This window comes from Paraburkholderia sp. BR10936 (assembly GCF_040965735.1).
In the GTDB taxonomy this organism is placed as follows: Bacteria; Pseudomonadota; Gammaproteobacteria; order Burkholderiales; family Burkholderiaceae; genus Paraburkholderia; species Paraburkholderia nodosa_A.
Map to the genome: position 1 here is coordinate 293,232 of NZ_JBFRCM010000005.1, position 14,369 is coordinate 307,600.

At 58.8% G+C, this 14,369-nt stretch carries 10 protein-coding genes and 1 pseudogene; 2 read left to right on the forward strand and 9 right to left on the reverse strand.

Features of this window, described 5'->3' with window-relative positions:
- Positions 1-590: 590 nt before the first annotated feature.
- Positions 591-1,262, forward strand: a complete 672-nt coding sequence (locus tag AB4Y36_RS13590; RefSeq protein WP_342946489.1) for a GntR family transcriptional regulator — start codon at positions 591-593, stop codon at positions 1,260-1,262.
- A 97-nt stretch (positions 1,263-1,359) separates the two neighbouring features.
- On the opposite strand, the gene AB4Y36_RS13595 is transcribed toward AB4Y36_RS13590, so the two are convergent.
- Positions 1,360-2,667, reverse strand: a complete 1,308-nt coding sequence (locus AB4Y36_RS13595) for an MFS transporter (protein ID WP_342946490.1) — start codon at positions 2,665-2,667, stop codon at positions 1,360-1,362.
- Between the two features lie 127 nt (positions 2,668-2,794).
- Positions 2,795-3,637: a class II aldolase/adducin family protein gene (locus tag AB4Y36_RS13600; protein WP_368683350.1), complete on the reverse strand. Its 843-nt coding sequence runs from the start codon at positions 3,635-3,637 to the stop codon at positions 2,795-2,797.
- 182 nt (positions 3,638-3,819) lie between these two features.
- Here AB4Y36_RS13600 and AB4Y36_RS13605 point away from each other — a divergent pair, with 182 nt between their 5' ends.
- Entirely contained in the window at positions 3,820-4,707 is an 888-nt protein-coding gene (locus AB4Y36_RS13605; protein ID WP_368683351.1) for a LysR substrate-binding domain-containing protein, read from the forward strand.
- Between the two features lie 65 nt (positions 4,708-4,772).
- Here the strand turns inward: AB4Y36_RS13605 and AB4Y36_RS13610 are convergent, their stop codons facing one another.
- The 7 genes and pseudogenes from AB4Y36_RS13610 to AB4Y36_RS13640 form a co-directional block, all read right to left on the reverse strand.
- Positions 4,773-5,486, reverse strand: a complete 714-nt coding sequence (locus AB4Y36_RS13610; RefSeq protein ID WP_368683225.1) for a GntR family transcriptional regulator — start codon at positions 5,484-5,486, stop codon at positions 4,773-4,775.
- A gap of 77 nt (positions 5,487-5,563) precedes the next feature.
- Positions 5,564-6,577: a ketol-acid reductoisomerase gene (ilvC, locus tag AB4Y36_RS13615; protein ID WP_368683226.1), complete on the reverse strand. Its 1,014-nt coding sequence runs from the start codon at positions 6,575-6,577 to the stop codon at positions 5,564-5,566.
- A gap of 105 nt (positions 6,578-6,682) precedes the next feature.
- On the reverse strand, positions 6,683-7,693 hold the full coding sequence (locus AB4Y36_RS13620) for a 2Fe-2S iron-sulfur cluster-binding protein (protein ID WP_368683227.1): 1,011 nt from the start codon (positions 7,691-7,693) through the stop codon (positions 6,683-6,685).
- Between the two features lie 86 nt (positions 7,694-7,779).
- Positions 7,780-9,324 (reverse strand): Rieske 2Fe-2S domain-containing protein, encoded by a 1,545-nt coding sequence (locus tag AB4Y36_RS13625; protein WP_368683228.1) that lies wholly within the window; start codon positions 9,322-9,324, stop codon positions 7,780-7,782.
- A gap of 117 nt (positions 9,325-9,441) precedes the next feature.
- Positions 9,442-9,639 (reverse strand): hypothetical protein, encoded by a 198-nt coding sequence (locus tag AB4Y36_RS13630; RefSeq protein WP_342946495.1) that lies wholly within the window; start codon positions 9,637-9,639, stop codon positions 9,442-9,444.
- A pseudogene (locus AB4Y36_RS13635) lies at positions 9,636-9,791 on the reverse strand (IS21 family transposase); the annotation flags it as partial. The pseudogene AB4Y36_RS13635 and the gene AB4Y36_RS13630, both read right to left, overlap by 4 nt.
- A gap of 126 nt (positions 9,792-9,917) precedes the next feature.
- Entirely contained in the window at positions 9,918-14,339 is a 4,422-nt protein-coding gene (locus AB4Y36_RS13640) for a hemagglutinin repeat-containing protein (protein WP_368683229.1), read from the reverse strand.
- Positions 14,340-14,369 lie beyond the last annotated feature (30 nt).

Below are 14,369 nucleotides of genomic sequence, written 5' to 3' on the forward strand. Positions count from 1 at the left end.
CGGTCTCGAGGCGCGAATGAACCGCACCCCTTCCGCCTAATCTGGCTTAGCGGCATGCAAGACCCATACCATTCACGCAAGACCCATACCATCGCGATCTACACGACCGGGCGGGTACGACCGTCATTCCAGCTTCGTTGTAAGCGGGGTGTGCACCAACCTCGTCTGCCGATGGGCCACCCTGGTGCGTGGCGCCTCTGCGAACTCCGTACTCTGTATTCAATTATATTGAAGACATCCTGGACCCAAAATACTGTTAAACACTGATAGCTTCCGACAAGTGGCCAATCTAATATTGAATACAGTGTTCAAACTTCCGTAGTCGAGATCCGATTTCTGCGTCCGACTGTCTGGCAACAAAAACCGATCCGCCAGCATGGTCGCCACACTTTCTTCCGGTTAGCGGTCGCACGCACGCTGCCCTGAACTCTCCGCCGTCGCCCCGGCCCTTTTAACGTCCCGCGCCTTTTCCCGGACCCATTGCCTGTCACCGATCTTTACGCACTTTGATCTCGCCCGTGGTGCACGACTTCGCGTAGCTATCTTGTGCTGGTAAGCTACAGTATTCAGTATCCACCGAAACCGTTGCCATGCCAGCGAAACTTCTGAAAATCCAGGCCCGAACAGATTATGTCGACGAGGTCTACCGTATCCTCCTCGACGCCATCAGCGAGGGGTCCATTGCCCCCGGGACACGTATTGTCCAGGAGGAAATCGCGGAGCAGCTGGCAGTCTCCCGGTCCCCCGTCTTGCAGGCGTTCCGTCTGCTAAAGAAGGATGGACTGGTGGAAGACGCCCCTGGCCGGGGACTTCAGGTGACACCTCTGGACGCGGAACGGATTGGCCACCTCTACGAACTGCGCGGTGCGCTCGACAGTCTTGCCGCCCGCCTCGCGGCCAGGAAGCAGGTGAAGCTGGACAAGTCGCTGATTGCGAATGGCAGGAAGTTATCAAAGGGCTCAGACATCAAGGCGATGATTGAAGCCGATATGGCATTCCATCTCGCCATTTACGCCGCCTCGGGCAATCCGCTCATCGTCGAGAACGCACGCCTGCATTGGATGCACCTGCGGCGTGTCATGGGAGCTGTTCATCAAGTTGTCGGCCAACGCAAGACTGTTTGGGACGAACATGCCGCAATCGCAGATGCCATCGCCAGGGGCGATGAAGAACTTGCGGCGAAGCTCAGCCTCCAGCACGCGGACTTTGCTCGAGAGAACCTGGTCCGGCATATGAGTGAGGCCGTCATCCCAGTTGAATGAAACGTGCCCCGCCAGGCATGTCCACGCTAGAGGGGCGCCCCGACCACTACACCACCGGCCGAAGGCTCGCCTTCGGCCGGCTCGTTTATTCCAGCGATTACTTCGGGTTGGAGTTGACGAGAGTCGGCGGAACGAAAAGTACCAGCGCACCCCCAACCAGAAGGCTGACCGAGAGTACCAGTACGCCCGCACCGGCCGAGCCCGTTGCGTTCTTGATTACCCCAATCAGCGACGGGCTGACCACACCCGAAATACTGCCGACCGAGTTTGCCAGCGCGAGACCGGCTGCCGCGGCGGCACCGCCCAGGAAAGCGGGCGGCAACACCCAGAACTGTGAGATCGTCGTCATCACGCCCATTGTTCCAATCGTCAGGCCGACCATCGCAAGGGTAGTCGAGTGCGCGAACGAAACGCTCATCGCGAGGCCGAGTGCGCCAACCAGACCCGGCACGATCAGGTGCCAGCGTCGCTCTCCGGTGCGGTCGGAGCTTTGACTGACCACTATCATGGCAATGGCGCCCGCCGCATACGGAATCGCAGTTAGTAAGCCAACGTCGAGCGGGTCCGATACACCGCTTGACTTGATCAGCGTCGGGAGCCAAAAGCTCACGCCGTAGAGCCCCATCGTGTAGAAGAAGTAGACGCCGCTGACGAGAAGAATCTTCGGATTCAGCAAGCCGTCCAGCGCAGAATGGAGCGCGCCCTTCGGCGCCTCATCTCGCAGCTTTCGCTCGATCGCAGCCTTTTGACTCTCGCTAAGCCAGGTCGCGTCTTGAACCTTGTCATCGAGGTAGAAGAATGCAATTACGCCGAAGACGACGGTCGGAATGCCCTCAAGCAGAAACAGCCACTGCCATCCCGCCATCCCGTGCACACCACCCAGCTGTGTCATGAGCCAACCCGATAGAGGGCCGCCGATAACGCCTGACATCGGAATACCCGTCATGAACAGCGCCGTTACCTTGGAGCGCCTCGACGAGGGGAACCAGTAAGTCAGGTAAAGAACGATTGCCGGGAAGAATCCGGCTTCAGCAACGCCCAGCAAAAAACGCATGACATAAAACTCGACCGGGGTCCGGACAAACATCATGCACGCCGAGATAATGCCCCAAGTCACCATGATTCGTGCAATCCAGCGCCGTGGGCCTACGCGGAGAAGCATCAGATTGCTCGGGACCTCGAACAACAGGTAGCCGATGAAGAACACACTTGCGCCGAACCCGTAGATGGCCTCGTTGAGGCCAAGATCGTTGAGCATCTGCAGCTTGGCAAATGCAACGTTGATTCGGTCCAGATATGCGGTTAGATAGCACACGAAGAGGAACGGCACGAGTCGCATCGTTGCTTTCGCAAATGCAGACGACTCACCGCCTTCCATATACGCGACGGGGCTGTGGGAACTCATTGTTGTCTCCTAATGGGGGCCTTTCTTGATTGGCGGGTGCTTTATGCGCTTTGTCTCCGCCACGTCGGTGACCCCAAGAGGAGCAGCTCTATGCTCCTCGGGAGGTCGAGTGTTCGCTCCGCGCTGGTTAGTCGAACATGTCGTGCTGCGTCGCGATGAGGTCGTTCCAGATGGTCTGGAAATGCAGCCAGCCGATGTAGTCGCTACCGACATGTTCACGGCTATAGCGGGCACGCTCCGGCGTCACTTCTTTTGGCGTCACGCCCGTCGCTTCAATCATGAGCTGTTGCTGGCAGCAGCGCTCGAGAGCGATGAACCAGAAGGCAGCCGAGTCGATGCTGTGACGGCTCGCCGTGAGCAGACCGTGATTCTGGTGAATTGCAGCCTTGACACCGGCGAAGGCGTTCGCGACCTTGTTGCCACCCTTTACCTCGACCGCGACCTTTCCCGCTTCATCGCCGATGACTACGTGGTCTTCGTAGAAGGCCGCTGCATCCTGCGAGATAGGCGCGAGCGGCTTGCCAAGCGAGGCGAACGCTGTGCCGTACACCGTGTGCGCGTGACACATCGCGACGATGTCCGGATGCTGCTCGTGCACCGCCGCGTGAAGAACGAAGCCTGCGCGATTGAGGGCGTACTCGCCCTCGACGACCTTGCCCTGGTGGTCGGCGCAGATGAGGTTCGAAATCTTGACCTGTGAGAAGTGCACCGCCATCGGATTCGTCCAGTAGAGGCTGGGATTTCCCGGGTCTCGCACGGTGAGATGGCCGGCAAATCCGTAGTCGAAGCCGTGGATAGCAAATGCCCGGCATGCGGCCACGAGGCGTTGCTTCAGATGCTGTCGATGGTCTTCCACCGTCTTGAATGTCGGAAGCTCAGGGAAAATAAGTTCCTCCTGTTCCGGTTGATAAATCGAAACCTTTCCTGCTTTAACGATCGAATCGGCAGGGCGTTCGGCGACTGTGGACATGGTCATTCTCCTTCTACAGGATTTGATGATGGAAACTGAAAGTGGATTGAAATCACCTTCGCAACTTATGCTTCTGTGCCTGGAAGCAAAGACCGATAACAACATCGTCGGTCTTCGCGGAACAGTTGACAAACAATGGCTGTTCATACAACCATGAATCAGGTTCATGCATGGAGACGAACATGAGGCGCCTTCCAAGTTTCGTACTACTTAGGGCATTTGAAGCCACTGCCCGCCTAGAGAGCTTTACACGTGCTGCTGAGGAACTGCACCTAACTCAGTCTGCAATCAGCCACCAGGTTCGCGAACTGGAGGACTACTTCGGGCGCCGGCTATTGGCACGACGCCACCGAACGGTGCAAGCGACGCCAGAGGGACTTCGTCTCCAGCAAAGCCTTGGCCGCGTTTTTGACGTCGTTGAAGCTGCCTGCAACGAAGTCAGCCTGGCTCCCACTGCCCAGGTGCTCGCGCTACATAGCGCTCCCAGCTTTGCCGCCAAATGGCTCGGCCCGCGCTTGCCGGAATTCATGCGCGAAAACCCTGACATCACAATCCGGCTCTCATCGGGCGCGATTCCCATTGACCTCACCAGCGATAGGGAAGTTGACGTGGCGATCTCCTATGGCCGCGCCGTCCAAAGAACCGGCATCGTCGCGCTCCCGATGGGTGAAGAACGAATTGTGCCCATGTGCTCTCCATCACTACTGCGCTCCGGCAGCGAGCCGCGTGAACTGATACAAAAACTCACCCTTATCGATTCGCAACTCAGCGGCGTCACATGGCCTCACTGGTTTAAGCTCAACGACATGCCGCTCCCGCATACAGTCCGTCCTTCATTCGACCGCGCGGCTCTCGTGCTCTCAGCCGCGGTTGACGGTATGGGCGTGGCACTCGAAACCACACGGCTCGCCGAGCGTGAACTTTCCCGTGGAGACCTCGTCATCGTGGGGGACGTCGAGTTCGTAAGACTCAGCCGCGAGACGCACTTTTTCTCCTACCGCGAAGACGAGCAAGAAGTCGACAAGGTCAAACGCTTCAGACTCTGGCTCTTCAAGACAGCCTGCCTTTAGAACTCATCCCTTACAGGCTGAGCAATGTGCCGGGCTCGGAAAGCCCGGCGCTCTCCGATGCTGACTCAAACGGACACGGCTTTGACAGACTCCCGGATCGTCCTCCTATCACCATCTCCTTTGAGTACGGCTGTGAGTTCGGCAACGAGGTGCTCGTGAGCACGTTGAGTATGGAAGTCTGAAAACTCAACCGCTGCAGCAGCTTTCCCGGCCTCGATGGCTTCGGCAATGGCCTCATGCTCATCCCAGATCGACGCTCGCTGACGCGACGCTTGAAGCATTGCACCCATGACCCTTCGCAGGTGGACCCAATGAACGCGCGCCGTTTCGGCGATTAACGGATTGCCAGACGCCGCGTAGACGGCAAAATGGAACTCCATGTCCGCGTCAATCATCGCTCTGATATCGGCATTCAGAGACGACTGGCGCCCGCGAACAATAAGTGCAGGGTCTAGCCTTGCGCGCCTGTTGGCGGCAAGCTTTGCCGCCAGCGAATCCAGTGTTCCTCGTATTTCGTAGAGGTTGCTTAGCCACTGCAAGTCAAGCGGGGCAACCAGAACACCTCGACCTGGCGCATCATGAACTAGCCCGTCCTTCTTCAACAGCCGCAGCGCCTGAAGCACAGGAGAACGAGATACCGAAAGCTGCTCCGCTATTTCTTCCTGAGTCAGACGGGTACCGGGCCCCAGTGAGCCTTCACAGATGGCGTCCACCAGCACCTTATAGACCTCTTCGACGTAGTCGGTTCGCGATGGAATCTGAATCAACCTCGAAGTCATGATGCATACACCCCCACTGCGATAGGAAGGACCGCCTGAACCGTCGACACGTCCAGGTTCACGCGGCCTTTCCGTCCTTAGTTCCTGGAGCGGTCTACCAGTGCGTCTTTGCTGATCCACGGCATCATCGCCCGCAACTGTGCTCCCACAGTCTCAATCGGATGCGTGGCGGTCAGACGACGCCGCGACTGTAGCGTCGGCGCGCCAGCCCGGTTCTCGAGGATGAAGCTCTTTGCATACTCACCGGTCTGGATGTCGTGCAGGATGTCCTTCATGGCTTGCTTCGTCGCATCTGTGATGATCCGCGGACCTGTCACGTATTCGCCAAATTCGGCATTGTTCGAAATGCCATAATTCATGTTCGCAATGCCGCCCTCGTAGATGAGGTCCACGATGAGCTTGACCTCATGGAGGCACTCGAAATAGGCCATTTCGGGCGCGTAACCCGCTTCGACCAGCGTCTCGAAGCCAGCCTTGATGAGGTCGACCAAGCCCCCGCACAGAACGGCCTGCTCACCGAAGAGGTCCGTTTCGGTTTCTTCGAGGAAGCTGGTTTCGATAACGCCCGCGCGGCCGCCGCCGTTTGCTGCTGCATAGGCGAGCGCGATATCACGGGCGCTGCCGGATGGGCTTTGCGCAACCGCTATGAGGTGCGGAACACCGCCTCCGGCGGCGTAGGTGCTGCGCACCGTATGGCCGGGTGCCTTTGGTGCGACCATCATCACGTCGAGGTCAATGCGTGGCACGACCTGGCCATAGTGGATGTTGAACCCGTGAGCGAAGCCGAGTACCGCGCCCTTACGCGCATTCGGCTCGACTTCGTTGCGGTACACATCAGCGATGTGCTCGTCCGGAAGGAGCAGCATGATGATGTCGGCTTCCTTGACGGCGTCAGCGATACTCAAGACCCTCAGGCCGGCATTCTCGGCCTTTTCCCAAGACGGCCCCCTGCGCAGGCCGACCCTGACATTGATGCCACTGTCCTTCAGGTTCAACGCGTGAGCGTGCCCCTGCGAGCCATAGCCGATTACCGCGACGCTGCGGCTCTTGAGAAGTGAGAGGTCGGCGTCTCTATCATAGAAGACTTTCATACTTGTTCCAGTTGTTTGCGCCTTCGGCGCTTTTACGCGATGCGCGTCGATAAATCAGCTGTGATCGTTTTGAAGCAGCCAAAAGGCAAACCCACCGCAAGCTGCTCAGAGGTCGAGTACGAGTGTCTTGCCGGCAGGCCTTGAAACACAGGTCGTCAGGTACGCCTGGCGCTCTTCGTCGCTGAGGATGAAGTCGTTATGCTCGACCTCGCCTTCGAGATATCTGACTTTGCAGGTGGCGCACAGCCCGGCGCAGCATGACGTCGCAACCGCGACGCCCGCTTCGTTGAGCGCATCGGAGAGACTTTGCTCCGGCTTGAGCTGAATGACCTGGCCGGTGCTCGCAATTCTCACTTCGCATCCATCGGAAGGCTCGGCGCCGCTCGGCGCGCGCTTCGGTTGCTCCGGTGCCTTGAAATGCTCGAAGTGCACCGTGCCCTTGGACCAATGACTCGCTGCATCCGCACACGCGGCCATGAATCCACCGGGTCCGCAGTAATACACATGTGTCCCCGCGGTTGGCTGCGCAAGAAGCTGCTTGATGTCGAGCTGGTTGCTAACCGCTCCGTTGTCGAAGTGATAGTGCAGCTTTCCTGCCCGACGCACGCCGTCGAGTTCCGGACCGAACGCAGCAGCTTCGGGACTGCGGGCACAGTAGTGCATCTCGAAGTCGATGCCGCGCTCTTCGAGTTCGTGTGCCATCGATTTCAGGGGCGTGACGCCGATGCCACCGGCGATGAGGATGACTTTCTTGGCCTCGCGCGTGAGTGCGAAGTGATTCCGGGGTTTGCTGATGGTGACGATATCGCCGGCGCCGAGCCCTTCATGCACTGCGCGCGAACCGCCCCTGCCGTTCTCGTCTTTGAGCACGGCAATGACATAGCGGTGGCGTTCGGCGGAAGAATTGCACAGCGAATACTGCCGGATGATGCCGTTCTTCAGATGAATATCGATGTGTGCGCCGGCGTCGAAGGGAGGCAGTTTCTCGCCGGACGGGCTCGTCAATTCGTAAGAATTGATGCCTTGGGCTTCGTAGCGAATCTGCTTGACTCTGACGTCAAGGGTTCCTGCGTCGATATCCTCGACTGCCTCTTCTGCTTCCAGTACGGTTTCCATTTGATGTCCTTGCGCGGCAAACTACACGCGTTCGCCACAGCCCTTGCGAGCGGGCGCGCACATGGATGTGTCCGCGCCATGATGGCTTAACGCTTGAGCGATTGCTCGAGTTCGTCGAACTTGCTACGCACGAACTCGGCACGCTCTTTTCCCTTCATCGAGTCACTCTGCGTCAGGATTTCGACGACCGACTTCAGTACCTTGCGGCGGCGAACCACCTCGTCTTCGACGGTTTCGCCTTCCGCGATTTCGAAGACGTTGCCTGAGCAGAAGCTGTTCGGTGCGCCGGCGAGTTCGCGGAACCAGTCGGCGAATCCTTGGGCAGAAGAAGCCGGATTCGTGCCGCGCACCGCATCGCGCAACATCTTGCGGAACTGATACAAGCCTGCGTCGAAGCGCGTCGGATGCTCCAGTGCATGAACGGCAATGGGACGCTGGCTAATGATGGCTTCGTAGTCACCCGGTGCGTACTGCGCTTCCTTGTAGTTAGCGCGTTCGCGATGGTTGGGCGGAATCGGCGGCATGTCTTCGAGCTTGTACTTGCCGAAGCGCTCCGGACGTCGCATCGCGACCTGGCCTTCCAGGAAGTCGATGGTCTCGTAGCCAACCATTTCCTTGTTGCCGACGCCACGCGTGTCGATGCCGGGACCCATGACGCGCCAGCCAATCATTTTGCTGTTTTCGTCGTCAACCGGTACGGTCCAGCGGATGATGTGGAAGCGGCTGAAGAGCTTCTTCTTCGAGCCATCTTCCGATGTATAAGCGTGCAGACTGAGGTTCGGAAGCACTTGGTGCTGCACGCGAACGAACAGCTTGTCCTTGTCCACGCGGCGCGCACCCGCACACGCGAGGCTGCGCCCGCTTTGCACCGGGACGAAGTTCATGTCAGGCGCGACTTCCATCGATGCAGCGCCGACTTCGTCGAACGTGGTGCCCTGGAAGTTACCACCAACAACGTTCTTACCGGCGTGGAGCGCCGTCGGATGATAGTTGTCCGCCGCGTTGTCCTGGACCTGCAGCCAGTTGCAGTGCTGGAAGTTGCTGTACGGCACGAGTTCATCACCTTCCATCACCGTGAAGTCGCCCTCCCACTCGGGGAACGGCGGCTCGTCTTCCGGCGGCCCCATATAGGCGAAGACGAGACCGTTGCGCTCGACCGCCTTGTATGCACCCTGACGAATCGAGCAGGCGAACTTTTCAGCCTCCTTCTCTTCCCCCTTGGGAAAAGGAACGTGGAGGCACTTCCCGTCGACATCGAACACCATGCCGTGATAGCAACACATGATGCCGTGCTCCTGGATGGCACCGTATTCGAGTGAGGCGCCGCGGTGCACACAGTGCGCGTGCAGCACGCCGACCCGGCCGCTCTTGTCCCGGAAGGCAACAAGTTCCTCGTTGAGGATCTTGAGGAAGCGAGGGGTATCGGTCAGCTCCATCGACATGCAGACCGGGTGCCAGAACCGACGCATGAATTCACCCATTGGCGTGCCGGGGCCCGTTTCGGTGAGCTCGGGGTCATGCTCGGGCACCTTGTTCGTGTAGTACCCGCCATAGGGAATCAGCTTTTTAGCGACCGGGGCTGTGCCGCCCGTGCTTTTCTGCTCATCCAGCTTGTCCTCTTTGATGCTCATGTCCTGCCTCCATTGATTGATAGGGACCGATTTTTCCAGCGCCGGCTAATTCCGAATACTGATATCCGTGTTCTGAACTCTGTATCCAAAGATTAGGCGCGTAGTGCGCCGTTGTCTCTATGGGTTAACACCAATGCACACCAAATGACGACATGAGCGGTGCTGATATTCTGCCTTTAGCAGTTGCTCAAGGGAGTCCGCCAGACTCGCATCGGTCGTGGCGGTGTGCTGCGCGAGCGCTCCCCGATCACTGGGGATGCGCTCGAGCTTCAACTGCTTGCACAGGCTGGCAATCCGTTCGTACTGGAGATTCATGCGGCGATCTCCAGCAGCGCGTCATACACCGCAAGCGAATGCTGGAGACGCTCGCGCGGCAGCACCCGGCGCAACTGCGAAGACACAGCCCCTGGTGCCGACATTGACGTGGGCAGTGGCAGTAGCGCTTCCTGCTCGAGTGCCAGCCTCGCTGTCAACCAGCATCACGGCGGCGACCGGTAATCTAGACAACAAACAGGATTACCACGCCCCGATGACGATGACATGCGTCGCGCTCGGCACGGCCTCGGCGAGCGCCTGGTCCAAAAAATATATGGCTACTTCAAATTGATCGAAGCACTTATTTCGGCGTCTTTCCTGCCCATGTTGAAGTTCCCGCCAATCGGCCAGTGGAATGGATAGCCATTGGCAGCCGAACCGGACGTCGGAACGCTGAGCAGTGCGGCCACAGCTCCACTGAGATCTACGTGGTACGCATATGCGTGGTCGCTTCTCGTCATAACCGCCGCCCCGCCGAAGCCGGAGCCACCGTCGCTGTTCACGTTCGCAGCGCTTACCGTCACTTGCCCTCCGCCTGCAGTCACATTCATCTGCCCGGCTTGAATGGTGCTGACCTGCGTGTTCGCCGCGCTATCGATCGTCAGGACCACATTTCCGTTCGAACTGAGCGCTGCGATTCCATTGGCCACGTTGTTTGCGATCGACTTGACCACATCGGCTGCGGTCGCCCCCCGGATAGCACTCGGCATTTCGTTGGTATTCGCCGAGAATTTGAATCCGAACGTGGTCGATTGATCCTCAGCGGAGGATACAGAAACGTTGCTACCCGCATTCACATTCAGGGCACTGGCCTCCAAGTTTGTTTGCAGTATGATGTCTTGCCCGGCAGTGAGTTTGACGTTTCCAGCGCTGATTTTCCCGATCTGCCAACCCGTCTTGTTCTCGTCAGAGATATCAACCTGCGCGTTCACGCCAGGTTCGACAACACCGTTGACGTTCCAATCCGCCTTATGCGTCTCACCTTTGGCAGCTGTCACGGACACATTGCCGGACAAGTTGCTGACGGTCAGGTTATTGGCGTCGATGTTCGCGCCGACGACAGAGAGATTTTCGCTATTGCCGATCAGGTTGACGTCGCCAGCCACGATCGTGCCACCATGAGCTTGCGACGCGCTTTCGCTAACGACGCTTACGCCCGCGCCGTTCGCCCCGCCGCCGAGCGACGCACCGCTTTTGCCTGGAACAAGATTGACCGAAACACTGCCTTGCGTGGTGATGCCGAGGGCGTCGTGGTGGTCGTAGCCGGTGTCGAAATCCACTTTTGCTCCCTGCATCGTCACGTCATTCGCCATCAACGTTGCGCCTTGCGCCACGGCCGAGTCGCCCGCGACAACGGAGATGTGTTTGCCAGACAGGTTGACGGCCGCAGACTGGCTGTCGCGTACAGTGGCATAGTTCGAGCTGCCATTGAACGAAAACGATGAAGGCGTGATCGCGCCGGCGCCTGGAACGACCGTCGCGCCCAAGCTGCCGCCGCCTGATACCCCTGCCCGGAATTGCCATTGGCGGTCATTGGCCTGTGCAACTGTGACATCCTGCCCCGCAGCCAACGTTACTTGATCAGTAGCCGCGATGTTCATCGCTGACGACAACGTATGGTCGGCCTGAATGGTTACGTTCTGCGCCTTGATGCCGCCGAATACCGCCTGCGCGCTGCCGGTCTGCTGATACTGATACGCGCCATTGCCGCTCTCCTGAACGGTGAAATCTTGAAATGTGACCGTACTAGCGCCCACGCTTGCACCTGCGCTCCCCGTCTGAACGGTCGTGACCTGCGAATTTTCTGCGGCATTGCCCGCATACGTTCCAGCGTGAATGTTGACGTCGCCGGCAGCGGCATATTGCGTACCGGTATCCGTCACACTGTTGCTTCCGTTGACGTTGATCTGCCCGCCGGAAAGCTTGCCGCCGACTGCCGTGGTGTTGAGCCCGGTTGACATGGCGCCCTCGCCGGTCAATCCCAAGTCGGCAGACGGTTGGGGCAACCGCGCGGCATCCATCGCAAGCGTGACCTTTTGGTCGCCGCTGACAACCGTGTTGGTCGTCATGTTCGTTGCCGCGTCGTCGACGACATCGTGTCCAGCCAAATTGATCGTGCCGGGCGTGGTCACCGCTGTGCCCGTGTTTCGCAACATCTGATCGGCCTGCATCGTGACATTGCCAGAGGCGTGAACAGTCGACACAATCGCCTGATGTGCTTCGTCGTGGATGTTGGTCTGCTGCGAACCGGCCTGAACACCACCCACCACCTGGACGCCGTTGAACTTGCTGATGCCGTCGATGAACCTGAAGATATCGCTGGTATCGATGTTGGTGATCTTGCCACTTACGTAAGTGCCGGCCCCCGTGATGTTGGTGTCATCGAAGCTGTTAGTCGCCTTGCTGTCACCAGCTCCAACGATCACGTTATCGCCACCCAACCTGACGTCACCGGCCGTGGCCACAATATGACTGCCCTTCAGATTGATCGCCGTATCGCCCTGAAGTGTGACCGTCCCGCCGGTCAGTGTGCTGGCCGTGGCTGAGCCACTGCCATGGCCGACGGTGTGCGTCACGCCCTGCAGTCCAATTCCCGCAGTCACGTTGAGGTTAGTTCCCGCTGTATCGTGCTGTACGTCCGGCACGACACCGAGCGAGAAGTCCTGCATGGTCGCCGAGGTCTGCGCATCGGCGATGTCGCTGCGAATCGTGCCGCCAGCGTGCACGTTCAAATCGCCTCCAGCAGCGATGCTGCTGCCAGTCAGCGAAACATCTTTCGCGCTGCTCACCTGAACATCGCCTTGCGACGCAATCGCCGATGCTACTGTAATGTCGGCTTCGGTTCGCGACCCATGACTCTTGTCGGTAATGTTAAACGCCGTACCATGCCTGTCGTTCTGCAAGATCTCGCTGTGATTGAACGTATGGTCGATGCTGACAGCGCCATCGGCGGACGCTAGTTGCACACCGCTTACGCCGGCCAGTGTGGTGCCAACGATGTTCACTCCGTCACGGCCCTGCACGGACAGGTTTTGTGCATTGACCGTGCTGCCGTGTTGCGTCGTGACAATCGTCTGCACGCCATGCGTCTCGCCGCCTCCAATCGCGCCCCAGTACACAAAATTCTCTTCCCGGCTGTCTACATTCTGGCTGGACTGCGCGCCGATGGTCGCCGTCCCCTGGCTGCCAATTGCAACCTGCGTCGCATTGACTTGCGCGCCGAGCAGATTCACGTCCGCTGCGCTGTCGATGTCAACCTTGTTGCCGGCCTGGATAAAGGTGCCGTGATACGTCTGTTCCGCGTCAGTTGTGACCTGTTGACCTGTCTTGAGTGCTGCGGTGTCGTTTGCGTAGCTGTTGGTGACGACTGAACTGATTTGGGTTGCGGTTCCACCCAACGTCACGCCCTGAACGCCGCCAATCCAGACCGATCCGCCCGCGGCGATCGCAGCGGCATTCGCAATCACCGCACCGTGCGTAGCGTGAATGCTCACGTTCTGGTCAGCTTGCCACTTGTTGGCGTACAGCGTTTGAGCCTGCGTGTCCGTCTGGGTCGAATTGCTCCAGAGTAGCTTGCGTTGCGTGTCGGTGCTCGAATCTGCATTGGTCGTCACGGTGCTGCCGAGCACGACGTTCTCGGCGGTCACGTTGACGTTGTGCGCGTCGATCTGGACGCCGTTCAGGCTCGCCGTGCCGGCCGCGCTTAAATCGATGTCGCCGCCGTGAATTTGAGTCGCGGCAAAAGTTTCCGAATGGTTGGCGCCCGACGTCGTGCGTGTCCCTCCAGTCCACGAGCCGCTGGAACTCGGTGCATTAACTATGTCCGTAGCCTGCACCTGCCCCTGCATCGTAAGATCCTTGGCCGAAACCGCGATCTGCGGCGCGGCAATCCGACTGGCGGTAACCGAAATATTGCCCGCCGAATGAACATTGACCCCTTGGCCGGCGTCCAGATTGCTCTGGATACTGGTGTTCCCCTGCGGATCGCTGTTGTAGATGCGGATCGTGCCCGCCGAAATACTACCGACGAGGGAACCGTCCATCACGGGCACCGGTGCGTTTGCCATCTGCTCACTTGCAGTCAGCTCGTGCAAGCCGAGACCATCGTAGTCGACGTGCTGACGCCCCGCGATGACGTTGATACTGTCGCTCGCCCGGAGGTTGCCGTTGATATCGACTTTCGGCGCGATCAGATCGAGCACAGCCGCGCCTGATACGTTGCCGGATACAGCAAGTTCATTGCTATTGCCGTTGGTTCCAACAGCAAAGCTTTTGATGCGGTCATTGGCCAGCTCTGGCGTTCCGACGACGAGCGAAGCGCGCGGCGTGTTGATGAAACCGCATCCCGCGCAGGAGATGCCGTTCGGGTTGGCAAGCACGTAGTCGGCCGCCATTCCGAATACCTCCTGCTTTCCGAGCAGCAGCGACGGATTCTTGCTGACCACTTCGTTAAGGATGACCTGAGCCGCTTGTCCCCGCAACTGGGGGTTTGCGCCCAACTGCCCAGCGAGTTGCGACTGTCCGGCTACAGTCGAGTTGTTCAGCACGGCGCCCCGCGTACCGACGTTATAGTTGTTAAATTGATTGACCGACAATCCAGTGGCGTTCGGCGCCACGATGCTAACGACGTCCACGCCGTTGTGCTGGCCGACATTCGTATTCCCTACCGGCACAATGTTCTGGCCATAGGCTGCGCTCATGCCCATTGTGGCCAGTCCCACAAAGACAGA